The organism is Streptomyces sp. NPDC005141 (genome assembly GCF_053599975.1).
This window is the reverse complement of the sequence record NZ_JBSFYW010000016.1, coordinates 72,724-86,282: the sequence shown is the minus strand read 5'-3', so window position 1 is coordinate 86,282 and position 13,559 is coordinate 72,724. Positions and strand designations below refer to the sequence as shown.

Sequence of the window (13,559 nt, the reverse complement as noted above, 5' to 3'; positions counted from 1 at the left end):
GGTGGGGGTGCAGGTCGTCAGGGAGGGCGGCGGCCGGTCAGGCGGCTCCCGGCACGGGCAGGCCGCAGGCGCGGCGGGCGCGGGAGAGCTGCTCCTCAGGTTCGCCGAACACGCTCCACGGCATACGGCAGGCGTACGGCCCCATGGCCATCAGGACCGCGCGCGCCTCGAACTCGCGCTGCGCCATGAACAGGGCGTGCGCCAGATACGCGAGGTCGAGCACCGGCGTGAAGCGGTATCCGGACACCTCCGGAAGCCAGTTCTGGTAGATCGCGAGCGCCGTGGAGCGCCACTGCGGCTGCTCCCAGGTGCGGTCGACCAGCAGCTGGGAGGGGTTGTAGCTCTCCACCAGGGCCACCAGCGGCAGCAGCCGCAGCGGCGAGGTGGCGGGGGCGCGCTGGCTGAGGAAGGCGGCGACGTCCCAGGCCGCGTTCACGGACCCGCCGTACCGCGTGAAGAAGAACGCCAGGAACCGGTGATGGCCCTCACGGTTCCACGGATCGAGGCGGATGATGTGCGAGAAGAGGCGCCAGGGACCGGGCGGCCGGGTCAGCAGGCCCTGCGGTGCGGGGTCGCGCAGATCGTGCAGCCGGGCCATGGAGAGCCGGGCGACCCAGGGCGTGGGGTCCGCCCGGTCCATCGTCGCGGCCCGGTCGCAGGCGGTCAGCGCTATGCGTTCCAGAGCCTCGGCCCGGTCGTCCTTGGCGTCCGCCGCGCGCAGCGCCCGCAGCACGGCGACGCGGGCCCACAACAGCGCGGCTTCGGGGGTCTGTTCCTCGCCCAGCCAGCGTTCGGCGAGGTCGGAGTCGGCGGCCTCGGAGGCGAGGACCAGCGAGCGGTGGGCCCGTAATGCGAAGTCGGCGCGTGTCTCGGCCAGCGCTTCGTGGGCGCTCAGATAGCGGCCGGCCCGGACATCCAGACAGACGCTCGCGAGTCTGCGGTCGTCGGCCGCCGGATGCCACACATACTGCCCCTCGAATAAGCCCGCGGCCATCTTCCCCTGTCCATCCCCGTACGACACTTCACCGTTGCGCAACAGGAACCCTACTCAGCATCACGGAGTACCGGAACGGCATATCTGAAATACCTGGTTCCGCGGGCCGGGAACCTTTGGATCCGACGGGGGAAGTTCCTGAGGATTGTTCAATGAATGGTTCAATACGCCACTATCCCGAACCCGTGGATCAGCTCTGGGCGACGCCTCGATAGAATGTTCCACAGGACTATGCCCACCTCGCATCACACCCCGGGAAACCTCATTCACGAGCTCGCCTCGCGTCTGCGCCGGCTGCCGCCCTCCTGCGGGCCCGTCCGCCTGATCGGCGTCGACGGCCACGCGGGCTCCGGAAAGACCACGTTCGCCGGGGAGTTGGCGACCGCCCTGGGCGGCGCACCCGTACTGCACCTCGACGACATCGCCACCCATGAGGAGCTCTTCGCCTGGACCGGGCGCCTGCTGCGCGAGGTGATCGAGCCGCTCGGGCGCGGCGAGACGGCGCGCTACGCCCCGTACGACTGGACCGCCCGGGACTTCGGACCGGCCCGCGAGCTGCCGGCCGCGCCCGTGGTGCTCCTGGAGGGCGTCGGCGCGGGACGCCGGATGCTGCGCCCGTGGCTCGCGCGGCTCCTGTGGATGGAGTTGCCGCACGAGGAGGCCTGGACGCGGGGGCGGCAGCGGGACGGGGAGGCGCAGAGCGATTTCTGGGCCGGATGGGTCCGCGCGGAGCGCCGGCACTTCGCCGAGGACCCCACGCGGCCTTTCGCGGACCATGTGGTGCGGCAGTGTCCGGAGGGATACGAGGTGCTGCCGGGGCCTGTTGAGACGCCTGGACCGGACCAGTTCATCACTCATCGTGATGGACCACCCGCAGTGTGCTGAACTTGTGAAGAGCCGCCCCCGGGAAGTTTCCTCAGTGCCTCAACTCTGCTTGACCAGGGGGCCGTACAGGTCTTACGTTCTGAATGAGCGGCCTTCGGGAGCCGCCCCGCAGTCGCGAAGCCCCCGGTTGTTCCCCCGTGATCGGGGGCTTCGTTCTGCCCACACCCTCTCTTTCCGGACGCTGCGCGGCATGTTTCGCTCACCCTGGGTCACGGTCCGAAGTGCGCCCCATCTGCTCCCACCTCGTGGAACGGGGTGTGCGGCACCCTTCGGCAGGCCCATGAACCGCAGGTACGATGCCTCTCGGTGCGACCTTCGGACGGCTGCTCTGCGCACCACTGCAACTCCCGTCCGCGGCACAGTCGTTCGACCAGAGCTGCCGACGGGCACCGGCCCGGCGGCAAGGGGGGTGTCCTGATCCACGAGACACTCCCCGACCATCGGGGGCACGGTTTGTGGGGGACGTGATGGACTTCGGCACGCAGGGCCCCGAGGCCCCGGCCGACCTCGCCTGGCTGCGAGGTGTGGACGCCTACACGATGGGCGCCTACCCGCAGGCGGAGGAGGAGTTCCGCGCCGCGGTCCGGATGGACCCCGGTATGGCGGACGGCTGGCTCGGACTGCACGCGCTACGGGTGGACACGACGACCGCGCTGCTGCGGATGTTCCGGCACCGGGACCGCTTCGGCGAACAGCGCGCCCGCCACCGGCGCACCATCAACTCCTGGTACTGGCTGGGCTGGTGGGTCCAGCCGGTCCTGGAGAGCCCGCGCGACCTGCTGCTCGCGCACGCCTCGCACTGGCTCGACGGTCGTCATGTCCCCGAACTGGACCGGGCGTTGGCCGGCCTGCCGCCGGTCGACGCGGACCACCAGGTGCGGTTCCTGCACGCGTGCCGCGCCTATCTGGTCAAGGACTGGGAACAGCTGGTGCGGCACACCGATCCGCTGATCAACGATCCGATGCTCGGCATAGAGGCCGGTCTGTTCGGCGGCATGGCCCGTGTCCGGCTGGAGATGTACGGCCAGGCGGAGCCGCTGCTGTCGTCCGCGCTGATGCGCTGCCGCAGCGAGCAGCCGCAGCGCAAGGAACTGCGGTACTGGCTGGCCCGCGCCCACGAGGGCACCGGACGGTCCGCCGCGGCACTCCCCCTGTACCGGGCGGTGCACCGGGTCGACCCCTCCTTCATGGACACCTCGGCGCGGCTCGCGGCCATATCCGAGGGGGACGGGTACGACGACGCCGCGGCCGATCTCGCGGCGATCACGCTCGCCGGAATCGGGCAGGACGTGCTGGAGGGCCCGGACGGCGTGGATCCGCTCTTCGGCTCCGAGGGCCGGGACCTGAAACTCTCGGAGCCCGATCCCTCGCCGCCCGGCGGGCTGCCGCCCCAGACCGACGCCTTCCGGGAGAAGGCCGTGGTGCCGGTGCAACCGCTGCCCGCCGGACCGACCGACCCGGCATTACTCGAGGAGGCGCTCGCCGAGCTGGAGCGCATGGTGGGCCTGGAGCCCGTGAAACGACAGGTAAAGGCGCTGTCGGCGCAGTTGAACATGGCACGGCTGCGCACCGGGCAGGGCCTCCCGGTGCAGCCGCCCAAACGGCACTTCGTCTTCTCCGGCCCGTCCGGCACCGGCAAGACCACGGTGGCCCGCATCCTCGGCCGGGTCTTCTACGCGCTCGGGCTGCTCGGCGGCGACCATCTGGTCGAGGCCCAGCGAGCCGACCTGGTCGGCGAGTACCTCGGCCAGACCGCCGTGAAGGCCAACGAGCTGATCGACTCGGCCATCGGCGGCGTCCTGTTCGTGGACGAGGCGTACTCCCTGTCCAACTCGGGCTACGGCAAGGGCGACGCGTACGGCGACGAAGCCCTCCAGGTCCTGCTGAAGCGGGCCGAGGACAACCGCGACCACCTGGTCGTCATCCTCGCCGGATATCCCGAGGGCATGGACCGGCTTCTCGCCGCCAACCCCGGCCTCTCCTCCCGCTTCACCACCCGCGTGGACTTCCCCTCCTACCGCCCCCTCGAACTGACCTCCATCGGCGAGGTGCTGGCCGCCGAGAACGGTGACATCTGGGACGAGGAGGCGCTGGACGAGCTGCGTTCGATCGCCGGCCACGTCGTCGACCAGGGCTGGATCGACGAACTCGGCAACGGCCGCTTCCTGCGCACGCTCTACGAGAAGAGCTGCGCCTATCGCGATCTGCGGCTGTCGGGATACCCCGGCACACCCTCGCGCGACGACCTCTCGACCCTGCGCCTGCCGGACCTCATGCAGGCCTACGGGGAGGTCCTGTCGGGACGGGGCCCGCAGGATCCCGCCATGTGAGAAGGCCCCGGCGCCGCCGGAGCCGTACGACCGGAAGGCCCGGTCGCACGGCCGCCGGGGAACCGGGGTCCACGCTCACGATCAGCTCGCCAGCGCCTCCTCGGGGGCCGCGCTCGGCCGCGGCTCCGCGACGCGCACCGGCGCGACGTTCCGGTGTGCCGGGTCCCGCACCTCACCGACCAGCAGTTCCAGTACGTCCTCCAGCGCGACGAGGCCGAGGACCTTGCCGGAGGCGTCGGCGACCTGGGCGAGGTGCGTGGCGGCGCGACGCATCACGGTGAGGGCGTCGTCCAGGGGGAGTTCGGAGCGCAGGGTGGTCATGGGGCGCCACATCTGCTGCGGGACCGCACGGTCGGACTCCTCCAGGTCGAGGACATCCTTCACATGCAGATAGCAGCCCATGAAGGCACCGTTCTCCGCGACCACCGGGAAACGGGAGTACCCGGTGCGCGCGGTGAGCGCGACGACCTGGCCCGGGGTGACCGAGGAGTCCACGGTCACCAGCGAGGCGCTGTCGAGCAGGACGTCGGTGACCGGTCGGGAGCCGAGCTCCAGTGCGTCCTCGAGGCGCTCCTGCTCCTCGGGGTCGAGGAGGCCCGCCTGTCCGGAGTCCTCGACGAGCCGGTTCAGCTGCTCGCTGGTGAAGACCGCTTCGACCTCGTCCCTGGGCTCGACCCGGAACAGCTTGAGGATCAGACGCGCGCAGGCGCCGAGACCCACCGTGACCGGCCGGCACAGCCGCGCGAAGGCGACCAGTCCGGGGCTGAGCCACAGGGCCGTCTTCTCCGGCGCGGCCATCGCCAGGTTCTTCGGGACCATCTCGCCGATGACGAGATGGAAGAAGACGACGAGGGCGAGCGCGATGACATAGCCGAGGGGGTGGATCACCCCGTCCGGCAGACGGACCGCCTCGAAGAGCGGCTCCAGCAGATGGGCGACCGTGGGCTCGGCGACCGCGCCGAGCGTCAGCGAGCACATGGTGATGCCGAACTGGGCCGCCGCCATCATCTGCGGGAGCCGCTCCAGGCCGTAGAGGACCTGCCGGGAGCGCGTGGTGCCGAGCGGTTCGATCTGGCTGCGCCGCACGGACACCAGGGCGAACTCGGCACCGACGAAGAAGCCGTTGGCGAGCACCAGCAGGCCCGCGAAGAGGAGTTGGAGCACGCTCATCGGACGGCCTCCGGGGCGAGCGCGGTCCGCACCAGGCGGACACGTTCGGCACGGTAGTGCCCGACCTGGCGGACCGAAAGGCGCCAGCCAGGGAGCTCGGCCTTGTCGCCGGGGGCCGGGATCCTGCCGAGCAGGTCGGCGACGAGGCCCGCGACGGTCTCGTACGGTCCCTCGGGAACGTCGAGGCCTATGCGCTGCAGGATGTCCACCCGGCAGCTGCCGTCGGCGTCCCAGGCGGGCCTGCCGTCCTCGGGAGGAGCGACCGCGAGCTCGGGCGGTTCGCCCAGGACGTCGTCGTGCTCGTCGCGGACCTCACCGACAAGTTCCTCGACGATGTCCTCCAGGGTGACCACGCCGGCCGTGCCGCCGTACTCGTCGACGACGACGGCGATCGGCTGTTCACTGCGCAGCTGTTCGAGGAGGGGCTGCACGGGCAGCGTCTCCGGGACGAGCAGCGGTGCCTGGGCGATCCGGCCGACGGGAGTGCGCAGCCGGTCGTGCGAGGGGATCGCGAGGGCGTCCTTCAGGTGCACCATGCCGACGATCTCGTCGATCCGCTCCCGGTAGACCGGGAAGCGGGAGAGGCCGGTGGCACGGGTGAGGTTGACCACGTCCTCGGCGGTCGCCGACGACTGGAGGGCGCTGACCTTCACTCGCGGCGTCATGACGTGCTGGGCCGTGAGGTCGGCGAGCGCCATGGTGCGGACGAAGAGGTCCGCGGTGTCCTGCTCCAGCGCACCCGCCCGGGCCGAGTGGCGGGCCAGGGAGATGAGCTCGCCGGGGGTGCGGGCGGAGGCCAGTTCCTCGGCGGGTTCCACGCCCAGGGCGCGGACCAGCCGGTTGGCGACCGTGTTGAGCGCGGCGATCACCGGCCGGAAGAGGCTGGAGAAGACGTGCTGCGGGCCGGCGACGAAGCGGGCGACCTGGAGCGGCTTGGACACCGCCCAGTTCTTGGGCACGAGTTCACCGACCACCATCTGCACGGCGGAGGCGAGCAGCATGCCGACCACCACGGCGATGCCGGGCACCGCGCCCTCGGGCAGCCCGATCGCGGTGAACGGGCCGTCCAGCAGCTGGGCGAGCGCCGGTTCGGCGAGCATGCCGACGACGAGCGAGGTGATGGTGATGCCGAGCTGGGTGCCGGAGAGCTGGAAGGACAGTTCCTTGAGCGACTCGACGACCGTGCCGGCGCGTTTGTCGCCGGCGGCCGCGGCCTGCTCGGCTTCCGGGCGCTCGACCGTGATGAGGCCGAACTCCGCCGCCACGAAGAAGCCGTTGGCGAGAATCAGCAGGAACGCCGCGCCAAGGAGCAACAGGGGGATGGTCATGCCGCCGCCTCGATATGTCGGAAGGGGGCGGCGCAGGTACTACAGGACGATCCGTCCATCGCTGGAGGGAGTCACTCCTCGGGTAGCAGGGAGCCTCTGAGGGCTGGGGGCACATCGGAGGCGGAGGCGCGATGAAAACGCCTCCGCCAACAGATTAATCAAGACATGGGCCCTCAGGGCAGGGTGGAAGGCCGAGAGTCAGGCCTGATGTTCGTCGCGATGCCCGCCGGGCTCGCGAAGCGCGCGGTCCTCGGCGAGGGCGCGCAGGGTTCGGGCGTCCTCGATGGCGCGCTGCTTGGCGATGCCCGGCTGGATGCCGAGCGCCGGCAGGCTGGTGCCGTCACTGAGGTCGAGGAACACCCAGGGGTCGCCGGGGCGCAGGTTGACCTTCAGGATCTCCGCCCAGTCCAGGTGCCGCCGGCTCGCGATATTGACGACGGTGACCCCGCTCTCGTCGGCGACGACCTTGGGCCGCGAGAGCAGCACGAGCACTCCGAAGAGGAGGGCCGCGGTGAAGATGAAGCTGAGCCGCTCCCCCGGGCCGAGTTGCTCCAGAAGCATGGCGACCGTGGTGATGACCACGAGGATCGTGGCGCCCGCGGTGAGCAGCACGGCCCGGGTGCGGGACGGGCGGAAGGTTACGGGAAGGGCGGGAAGGTCCGACATGTTCGACATCCCCGTCAGAGCCGGCAGGCGTGGATGGCCGTGGTCAGGATGGCCCGCGCGCCGAGCGCGTACAGGTCGTCCATGATCCGCTGGGCCTCCTTGGAGGGGACCATGGCGCGGACGGCGACCCAGCCCTCGTTGTGCAGCGGCGAGATGGTCGGCGACTCCAGGCCGGGAGTGAGCGCGACGGCCTTCTCCAGGTGCTCGGCGCGGCAGTCGTAGTCCATCATCACGTACGTCCGGGCGACCAGGACGCCCTGGAGACGGCGCAGGAACTGCTGCACCTTGGGCTCGGCGTCCTCGGTGAGGTCGGCTCCGACACGGCGGATGACGATGGCCTCGGACTTCATGATGGGGTCGCCGAAGACCTCCAGGCCGGCGTTGCGCAGCGAGGTGCCGGTCTCGACGACGTCCGCGATGACCTCGGCGACGCCGAGTTCGATGGCGGTCTCGACGGCGCCGTCGAGGTGCACGACGGAGGCGTCGATGCCGTGGTCGGCGAGGTACTTGGCGACGATGCCCTCGTAGGAGGTGGCGACCGTCTTGCCGTTCAGGTCGGCGAAGCCGTTCGCGGTGCCGGGCTTGGCGGCGAAGCGGAAGGTGGAGCGGGCGAAGCCGAGCGGGAGGATCTCCTCCGCGTTGGCTCCGGAGTCGATCAGCAGGTCGCGGCCGGTGACGCCGATGTCGAGGCGGCCGGAGGAGACGTAGATCGCGATGTCGCGGGGTCGGAGGTAGAAGAACTCGACCTCGTTGACCGGGTCGACGATCCGCAGTTCCTTGGACTCGCGGCGCTGCTGGTAGCCGGCCTCATGCAGCATGTCCGCCGCAGGTCCTGAGAGGGAACCCTTGTTGGGGACGGCGATGCGCAGCATGAGGTCGGCTTCCTTTGCGTGAGGTTGTTCAGGAGTGGGTGGGACTGGTGGACGTGCTCGGTGGGGGGCGCTGCTGAGACGGGCCCCTACAGATGCGCGTACACGTCGTCGAGGGAGATCCCGCGAGCGACCATCATCACCTGGACGTGGTACAGCAGCTGCGAGATCTCCTCGGCGGCGGCGTCCTTGCCTTCGTACTCGGCGGCCATCCAGACCTCTGCGGCCTCTTCGACGACCTTCTTGCCGATGGCATGAACGCCCTTGCCGACCAGCTCGGCGGTGCGCGAAGTGGCGGGATCGCCGGTGGCGGCCTTCTGCTGGAGCTCGGTGAAGAGCTCCTCGAACGTCTTATTGGACATGGTGGTCCTCACCCTACGCGCTCGGTGCCGTACCTCAGTGCCAGGGTTCGGATACTGAGCGGAGGGTGGCCGCCGTCGCCACGGCCGCCGTCACCGCCTCGTGTCCCTTGTCCTCATTGGAGCCCTCGAGGCCCGCGCGGTCCAGGGCCTGCTCCTCGGTGTCACACGTCAGCACGCCGAAGCCGATGGGGACGCCGGTGTCGATGGAGACCTGGGTGAGGCCCTGGGTGACGCCCTGGCACACGTACTCGAAGTGGGGCGTTCCGCCACGGATGACGACGCCGAGCGCGACGATCGCGTCGTAGCCGCGGCCCGCCAGGACCTTGGCGACGACCGGCAGCTCGAAGCTTCCGGGGACCCGCAGCAGGGTCGGCTCGTCGATTCCCAGCTCGTGCAGGGCGCGCAGCGCGCCGTCGACGAGACCGTCCATCACCTTGTCGTGCCACTGTGCCGCGATGACCGCGACCCGCAGGTCGCCGCAGTTGCGTACGGACAGTTCAGGTGCACCCTTGCCGCTCACGTCTCTCCTCAAGTCCCGCTGTGCTGTGTTGCCGACAGTGCTGTGTTGCTGACAGTGCTGTGTTGCCGACGGTGCCGTGTCGTGCCGGTGGTACCGGTCGTGCGGTGTCACTGGCTCCCGCAGGCGGACACGGTGGCCGTGTCCAGCCAGGGCAGGTCGTGGCCCATCCGGTCCCGCTTGGTGCGCAGGTAGCGCAGATTGTGCTCGCCCGCCTGTACGGGCATCGGCTCCCGTCCGGAGACCCGCAGGCCGTACCGGACGAGTGCGTCGGTCTTGTCGGGGTTGTTCGTCATGAGCCGCAGGCTCCGGACGCCGAGGTCCTCCAGGATCTGCGCGCTCGCGCCGTAGTCCCGGGCGTCGGCGGGCAGGCCGAGTTCCAGGTTGGCGTCGAGGGTGTCGCGTCCGCGCTCCTGGAGCTCGTACGCGCGGAGCTTGGAGAGCAGGCCGATGCCGCGTCCCTCGTGACCGCGCAGATAGACCACGATGCCGCGGCCCTCGGTCTGGATGCGTTCCATGGACGTCTGCAGCTGGGGTCCGCAGTCGCAGCGCTGCGAGTCGAACACGTCACCGGTGAGGCACTCGGAGTGCACGCGGACGAGGACGTCCTCGCCGTCGCCGATCTCGCCGTGGACGAGAGCGACGTGCTCGACGCCGTCGGCGGTGGAGCGGTAGCCGTACGCCGTGAACTCGCCGAAGGCGGTGGGCAGGTGGACCTCGGCCTCGCGGCGGACGGTGGGTCCGGCGAGCAGCGCGCCCTCACCGGGCGTCGCCGTGAGCTCGACGGAGCGGCGGTAGGCGATCAGGTCCTCGATGGAGATGATCGTCAGGCCGTGCTTGCGGGCGAAGGGGATCAGCTCGGGCAGCCGGAGCATCCGGCCGTCCTCGCCCGCGATCTCGACGATCGCTCCGGCCGGACGCAGGCCGGCCAGCCGGGCCAGGTCGACGGCGGCCTCGGTGTGGCCGTTGCGGGCCAGGACGCCGCCAGGCCGCGCGCGGAGCGGGAAGATGTGGCCCGGGCGCACGAAGTCGTCGGCCCCGGCCGCGCCGTCCGCGAGGAGCCGCAGGGTGGTGGCCCGGTCGGACGCCGAGATGCCGGTGCTCACACCGTGCGCGGCGGACGCGTCCACCGACACCGTGAACGCCGTCTTCATCGACTCGGTGTTGTCGTCGACCATCTGCGGAAGGCGCAGCCGGTCGAGTTCGTCGCCCTCCATGGGGGCGCAGATCAGCCCGCGGCACTCGCTCATCATGAAGGCGACGATCTCGGGGGTCGCCTTCTCGGCGGCGATGACGAGGTCGCCCTCGTTCTCCCGGTCCTCGTCGTCGACGACCACGATGGGGCGGCCCGCCGCGATGTCGGCGATGGCCTGCTCGACGGGATCGAGCGCGAAGTCCGAGGCGTCTTGATCGTGCCCGGTGCTGTACCAAACCGGCGCCGTTGTCATGCCGGAGCTCCTTCCAGGACGGGCTGCCCGGCCTCACGGGAGCGCAGCCACCAGTCGCGCAGGCCCCACAGGACGAGCGCGCCGTACAGGACGTAGACGAAACCGGAGAAGGCGTAGCCGTTGGCGAAGTTGAGGGGGACACCCACCAGGTCGACCAGCAGCCAGGCGAACCAGAACTCGACCATGCCGCGGGCCTGCGCGAACATGGCGACGATCGTGCCGACGAAGATGTAGGCGTCCGGCCAGGGGTCCCAGGACAGCTTCGGGTAGAGGTGGAACAGGCCGCTGACCGCGAGGGTGCCCACGACCGCGGCGCCCACCATGTACGCGCGCTCGCGCCAGGTGGCGAACCGTACGGAGACGCGTCCGTCCTTGCCCTCGCCGCGGTTCCACTGCCACCAGCCCCACAGGGCGACGGCGATGACCACGACCTGCTTGCCCGCGCTGCCGGTGAGGTGACCGAAGAAGGCCGCGAAGAGGACGACGCCGGACAGGAGCTGAACGGGCCAACTCCATATGGAGCGCCGCCAGCCGAGCGCGAGGGCGATCAGACCGATCACGTTGCCGATCATGTCCGACCACATGATGTGCTGGTCGAGGAGGACGAAGGCCTCGGAGTTGAGCCAGTTCACTGCCCGGCCCCCTGGGCACCGGGCAGACCGGCGGGCTGCTCGCCACGGGCGCCGAGCAGTCGCTCGACGTACTTGGCGATGACGTCGACCTCGAGGTTGACCGGGTCGCCGGGCTGCTTGTGGCCCAGCGTGGTCAGGTCGAGGGTGGTGGGGATGAGGCTCACGGTGAAGTAGTCGGGGCCGGCGTCGACGACCGTCAGGCTGATGCCGTCGACCGTGATGGAGCCCTTCTCGACCACATAGCGCGCGAGGTCGGCGGGGAGCGAGATCTTGACGATCTCCCAGTTGTCGGACGGCTTGCGCTCGATGACCGCGCCGGTGCCGTCGACGTGTCCCTGCACGATGTGACCGCCGAGGCGCTCGCCCACGGCCATCGGGCGTTCCAGGTTGACGCGGGAGCCGACGGTGAGGGCGCCGAGGCTGGAGCGGTTCAGGGTTTCCGCCATGACGTCGGCGGTGAACTCGTCGCCTTCGTGCTCGACCACGGTGAGACAGACTCCGTTGACGGCGATGGAGTCGCCGTGCTGCGCGCCCTGCGTGACGACGGGGCCACGCAGCCGGAAACGCGAGGCGTCGTCGAGCATCTCGACGGCGGTGACCTCACCCAGCTCTTCGACGATTCCGGTGAACACTTCCCGGGTCCTCCTGCCTCATAGGGCACGGACTCCGGGGCCTGTCGATGACGACAGAATGAGCGGACTGCGACACACCGGCAACGAAGCCGAAAGGGCACTCGTCCCGCAGGACGAGTAGCAACAAACGGCAGCGCGCACGCATGCCCGCCCGCCGCGCACTGCCTCCCATCCGGACTTTAACCGTCGGTCCAGGAATTTCACCTGGTCAACCGGCCGCTGGAAGCGACCGGGTCGCGGACTGTAACCGCCGGTTCGGAATTACACCGACCCCGGAGTGCGCTGCTTCTGGTACACGGCCAGTGTGCCACGCCCGATCGGCACCCATGCGGCCGAGCCTCTGTGGGGTGGCTCACAGAGGCCCGGCCTGGACTTTCGCGAGACGGTTCCTCAAGTCAACTCCCGTCCCGCCGTGCGACCTTGGGGCGTACCACGGCACGCTTCAATATTGGTCCATACCTATTGACGGTATGGTCTAGTCCTCTTAGTGTCCTCGATCAAGACTGCGTGATCGTTCATCGCCGGTCCCCCCACGATCGACCCGGCGGCGGTGACGAAGGCCCTTGCCCCGCCGCCGGGTCCCCCACCGGAACCGGCTCGGCCCCCCGGCACCCGTGCGGTCCGCCGGATCCCGGCCTCTGCGAAGCTGGGGCGTGACGACGAGCCTCGCCGACGAGTTCGAGACGTACCGCCCGCGCCTGTTCGGGCTCGCCTACCGCATGCTCGGTTCCGCCGCCGACGCCGAGGACACCGTGCAGGACGCCTATCTCCGCTTCAGCGGCGCCGACCGCGCGGAGGTCGAGCGGCCCGGCGCCTGGCTCGCCAAGGTCGTCACCAACCTCTGCCTCAACCGGCTGACCTCGGCCCGTGCACGGCGCGAACGGTACGTGGGGCCCTGGCTGCCCGAACCGGTCGTCACGGCCGACGGCACCCTCGGCCCCCTGGAGTCGGCGGAGCAGCGCGACGCCGCGTCCCTCGCCCTGCTCGTCCTCCTGGAGCGGCTCACCCCGACCGAGCGGGCCGTCTACGTTCTGCGGGAGGCCTTCGCGTACGGCCACCGGGAGATCGCCGGGGTGCTGGAGCTGAGCGAGACCAACTGCCGTCAGCTGTACCGGCGGGCGGTGCAACGGATCGCCGCGCCGGAGGCCCGCTTCGAGGCCCCCGCCGAGCAGCGGACCCGGCTCGTCACCTCGTTCCTCTCCGCCGCCCGCGACGGTGATCTGGCCGGGCTGGAGCGGCTGTTCGCCGCGGAGGTCACCTGGTGGTCCGACGGCGGCGGCAAGGTCTCCGCGGCGCGGCGGCCCGTCGAGGGGCGCGAGAAGGTGCTGCGCTTCCTGGCCGGTGTCCTCGGCCGGGCCCTGGCGGACGGCGTCGAACTGTCGGTGGCCGAGGTCAACGGCAGCGCGGGACTGATCGCGCGCGGGCCCGAGGGCGCCGACGGGGTCGCCGCGGTCCTCGGCGTCGTCGCGTTCGAAGCCCACGACGGGGTCTTCACGGAGGTGCGGGTGGTGCTGAACCCCGCCAAACTGGAGTTCGTCGGGCGCCAGCTGGCGCGGGTCCGGCCCCACGGCTCCGACCGGTACCCCTCACCCGGGTCCCGGCCTCGCGAGGTTCCGTCCCCGCCCGATCCGCGCGCGTAGGGCTCACGTCCGCCCACCGACGCGGGGTTCGGTCGTCGTCCCGCGCAGGCCGTTGTCACATCCGCGCGGGCTGTCCGGTCTCAGCT

At 70.5% G+C, this 13,559-nt stretch carries 13 protein-coding genes and 1 riboswitch; of the genes, 3 read left to right on the top strand and 10 right to left on the bottom strand.

The genetic code is table 11. The annotated features are described in order from the left end of the window. Window positions 1-37: 37 nt before the first annotated feature. Window positions 38-994 (bottom strand): hypothetical protein, encoded by a 957-nt coding sequence (locus tag ACWD68_RS15460; RefSeq protein WP_451806926.1) that lies wholly within the window; start codon window positions 992-994, stop codon window positions 38-40. Between the two features lie 231 nt (window positions 995-1,225). Here ACWD68_RS15460 and ACWD68_RS15455 point away from each other — a divergent pair, with 231 nt between their 5' ends. Beyond that, window positions 1,226-1,879, top strand: a complete 654-nt coding sequence (locus tag ACWD68_RS15455; protein WP_451806925.1) for a uridine kinase family protein — start codon at window positions 1,226-1,228, stop codon at window positions 1,877-1,879. Between the two features lie 467 nt (window positions 1,880-2,346). Further along, complete coding sequence (locus ACWD68_RS15450) at window positions 2,347-4,209, top strand: AAA family ATPase (protein ID WP_451806924.1); 1,863 nt, start codon at window positions 2,347-2,349, stop codon at window positions 4,207-4,209. Between the two features lie 81 nt (window positions 4,210-4,290). Here the strand turns inward: ACWD68_RS15450 and ACWD68_RS15445 are convergent, their stop codons facing one another. The 9 genes from ACWD68_RS15445 to ACWD68_RS15405 form a co-directional block, all read right to left on the bottom strand. Next, window positions 4,291-5,379 (bottom strand): hemolysin family protein, encoded by a 1,089-nt coding sequence (locus tag ACWD68_RS15445; RefSeq protein ID WP_451806923.1) that lies wholly within the window; start codon window positions 5,377-5,379, stop codon window positions 4,291-4,293. Next, window positions 5,376-6,707: a hemolysin family protein gene (locus ACWD68_RS15440; protein WP_451806922.1), complete on the bottom strand. Its 1,332-nt coding sequence runs from the start codon at window positions 6,705-6,707 to the stop codon at window positions 5,376-5,378. Before ACWD68_RS15440 ends, ACWD68_RS15445 begins: the two co-directional genes overlap by 4 nt. Before the next feature lie 198 nt (window positions 6,708-6,905). Continuing rightward, a complete protein-coding gene (locus tag ACWD68_RS15435) occupies window positions 6,906-7,373 on the bottom strand; it encodes a PH domain-containing protein (protein WP_451806921.1) in 468 nt (155 codons plus the stop codon). 14 nt (window positions 7,374-7,387) lie between these two features. Beyond that, window positions 7,388-8,245 carry an ATP phosphoribosyltransferase gene (gene hisG / locus ACWD68_RS15430; protein ID WP_451806920.1) on the bottom strand — a complete coding sequence of 286 codons (858 nt, stop codon included), beginning with the start codon at window positions 8,243-8,245 and terminating at the stop codon, window positions 7,388-7,390. Between the two features lie 86 nt (window positions 8,246-8,331). Next, complete coding sequence (locus ACWD68_RS15425) at window positions 8,332-8,604, bottom strand: phosphoribosyl-ATP diphosphatase (RefSeq protein ID WP_111665608.1); 273 nt, start codon at window positions 8,602-8,604, stop codon at window positions 8,332-8,334. A 34-nt stretch (window positions 8,605-8,638) separates the two neighbouring features. Continuing rightward, on the bottom strand, window positions 8,639-9,124 hold the full coding sequence (gene ribH, locus ACWD68_RS15420; RefSeq protein ID WP_266756416.1) for a 6,7-dimethyl-8-ribityllumazine synthase: 486 nt from the start codon (window positions 9,122-9,124) through the stop codon (window positions 8,639-8,641). A 107-nt stretch (window positions 9,125-9,231) separates the two neighbouring features. Next, window positions 9,232-10,569, bottom strand: coding sequence for a bifunctional 3,4-dihydroxy-2-butanone-4-phosphate synthase/GTP cyclohydrolase II (locus tag ACWD68_RS15415; RefSeq protein ID WP_451806919.1), 1,338 nt, complete (start codon window positions 10,567-10,569; stop codon window positions 9,232-9,234). Beyond that, window positions 10,566-11,201: a nicotinamide mononucleotide transporter family protein gene (locus tag ACWD68_RS15410; RefSeq protein ID WP_451806918.1), complete on the bottom strand. Its 636-nt coding sequence runs from the start codon at window positions 11,199-11,201 to the stop codon at window positions 10,566-10,568. The genes ACWD68_RS15415 and ACWD68_RS15410 overlap by 4 nt, the downstream gene beginning before the upstream one ends. Further along, window positions 11,198-11,833 (bottom strand): riboflavin synthase, encoded by a 636-nt coding sequence (locus ACWD68_RS15405; RefSeq protein WP_451806917.1) that lies wholly within the window; start codon window positions 11,831-11,833, stop codon window positions 11,198-11,200. Before ACWD68_RS15405 ends, ACWD68_RS15410 begins: the two co-directional genes overlap by 4 nt. A gap of 154 nt (window positions 11,834-11,987) precedes the next feature. Then, a riboswitch (FMN riboswitch) is annotated at window positions 11,988-12,118 on the bottom strand. Between the two features lie 368 nt (window positions 12,119-12,486). On the opposite strand from ACWD68_RS15405, the gene ACWD68_RS15400 reads away from it, so the two are divergent. After that, a complete protein-coding gene (locus ACWD68_RS15400) occupies window positions 12,487-13,473 on the top strand; it encodes an RNA polymerase sigma-70 factor (RefSeq protein ID WP_451806916.1) in 987 nt (328 codons plus the stop codon). The last annotated feature ends 86 nt before the right edge of the window (window positions 13,474-13,559 follow it).

What these genes read in the sequence shown, in the direction of transcription:
- ACWD68_RS15460 (WP_451806926.1), bottom strand. Translation starts at nt 994, where the DNA reads ATGGCCGCGGGCTTATTCGAGGGGCAGTATGTGTGGCATCCGGCGGCC.
- ACWD68_RS15455 (WP_451806925.1), top strand. Translation starts at nt 1,226, where the DNA reads ATGCCCACCTCGCATCACACCCCGGGAAACCTCATTCACGAGCTCGCC.
- ACWD68_RS15450 (WP_451806924.1), top strand. Translation starts at nt 2,347, where the DNA reads ATGGACTTCGGCACGCAGGGCCCCGAGGCCCCGGCCGACCTCGCCTGG.
- ACWD68_RS15445 (WP_451806923.1), bottom strand. Translation starts at nt 5,379, where the DNA reads ATGAGCGTGCTCCAACTCCTCTTCGCGGGCCTGCTGGTGCTCGCCAAC.
- ACWD68_RS15440 (WP_451806922.1), bottom strand. Translation starts at nt 6,707, where the DNA reads ATGACCATCCCCCTGTTGCTCCTTGGCGCGGCGTTCCTGCTGATTCTC.
- ACWD68_RS15435 (WP_451806921.1), bottom strand. Translation starts at nt 7,373, where the DNA reads ATGTCGGACCTTCCCGCCCTTCCCGTAACCTTCCGCCCGTCCCGCACC.
- hisG (WP_451806920.1), bottom strand. Translation starts at nt 8,245, where the DNA reads ATGCTGCGCATCGCCGTCCCCAACAAGGGTTCCCTCTCAGGACCTGCG.
- ACWD68_RS15425 (WP_111665608.1), bottom strand. Translation starts at nt 8,604, where the DNA reads ATGTCCAATAAGACGTTCGAGGAGCTCTTCACCGAGCTCCAGCAGAAG.
- ACWD68_RS15415 (WP_451806919.1), bottom strand. Translation starts at nt 10,569, where the DNA reads ATGACAACGGCGCCGGTTTGGTACAGCACCGGGCACGATCAAGACGCC.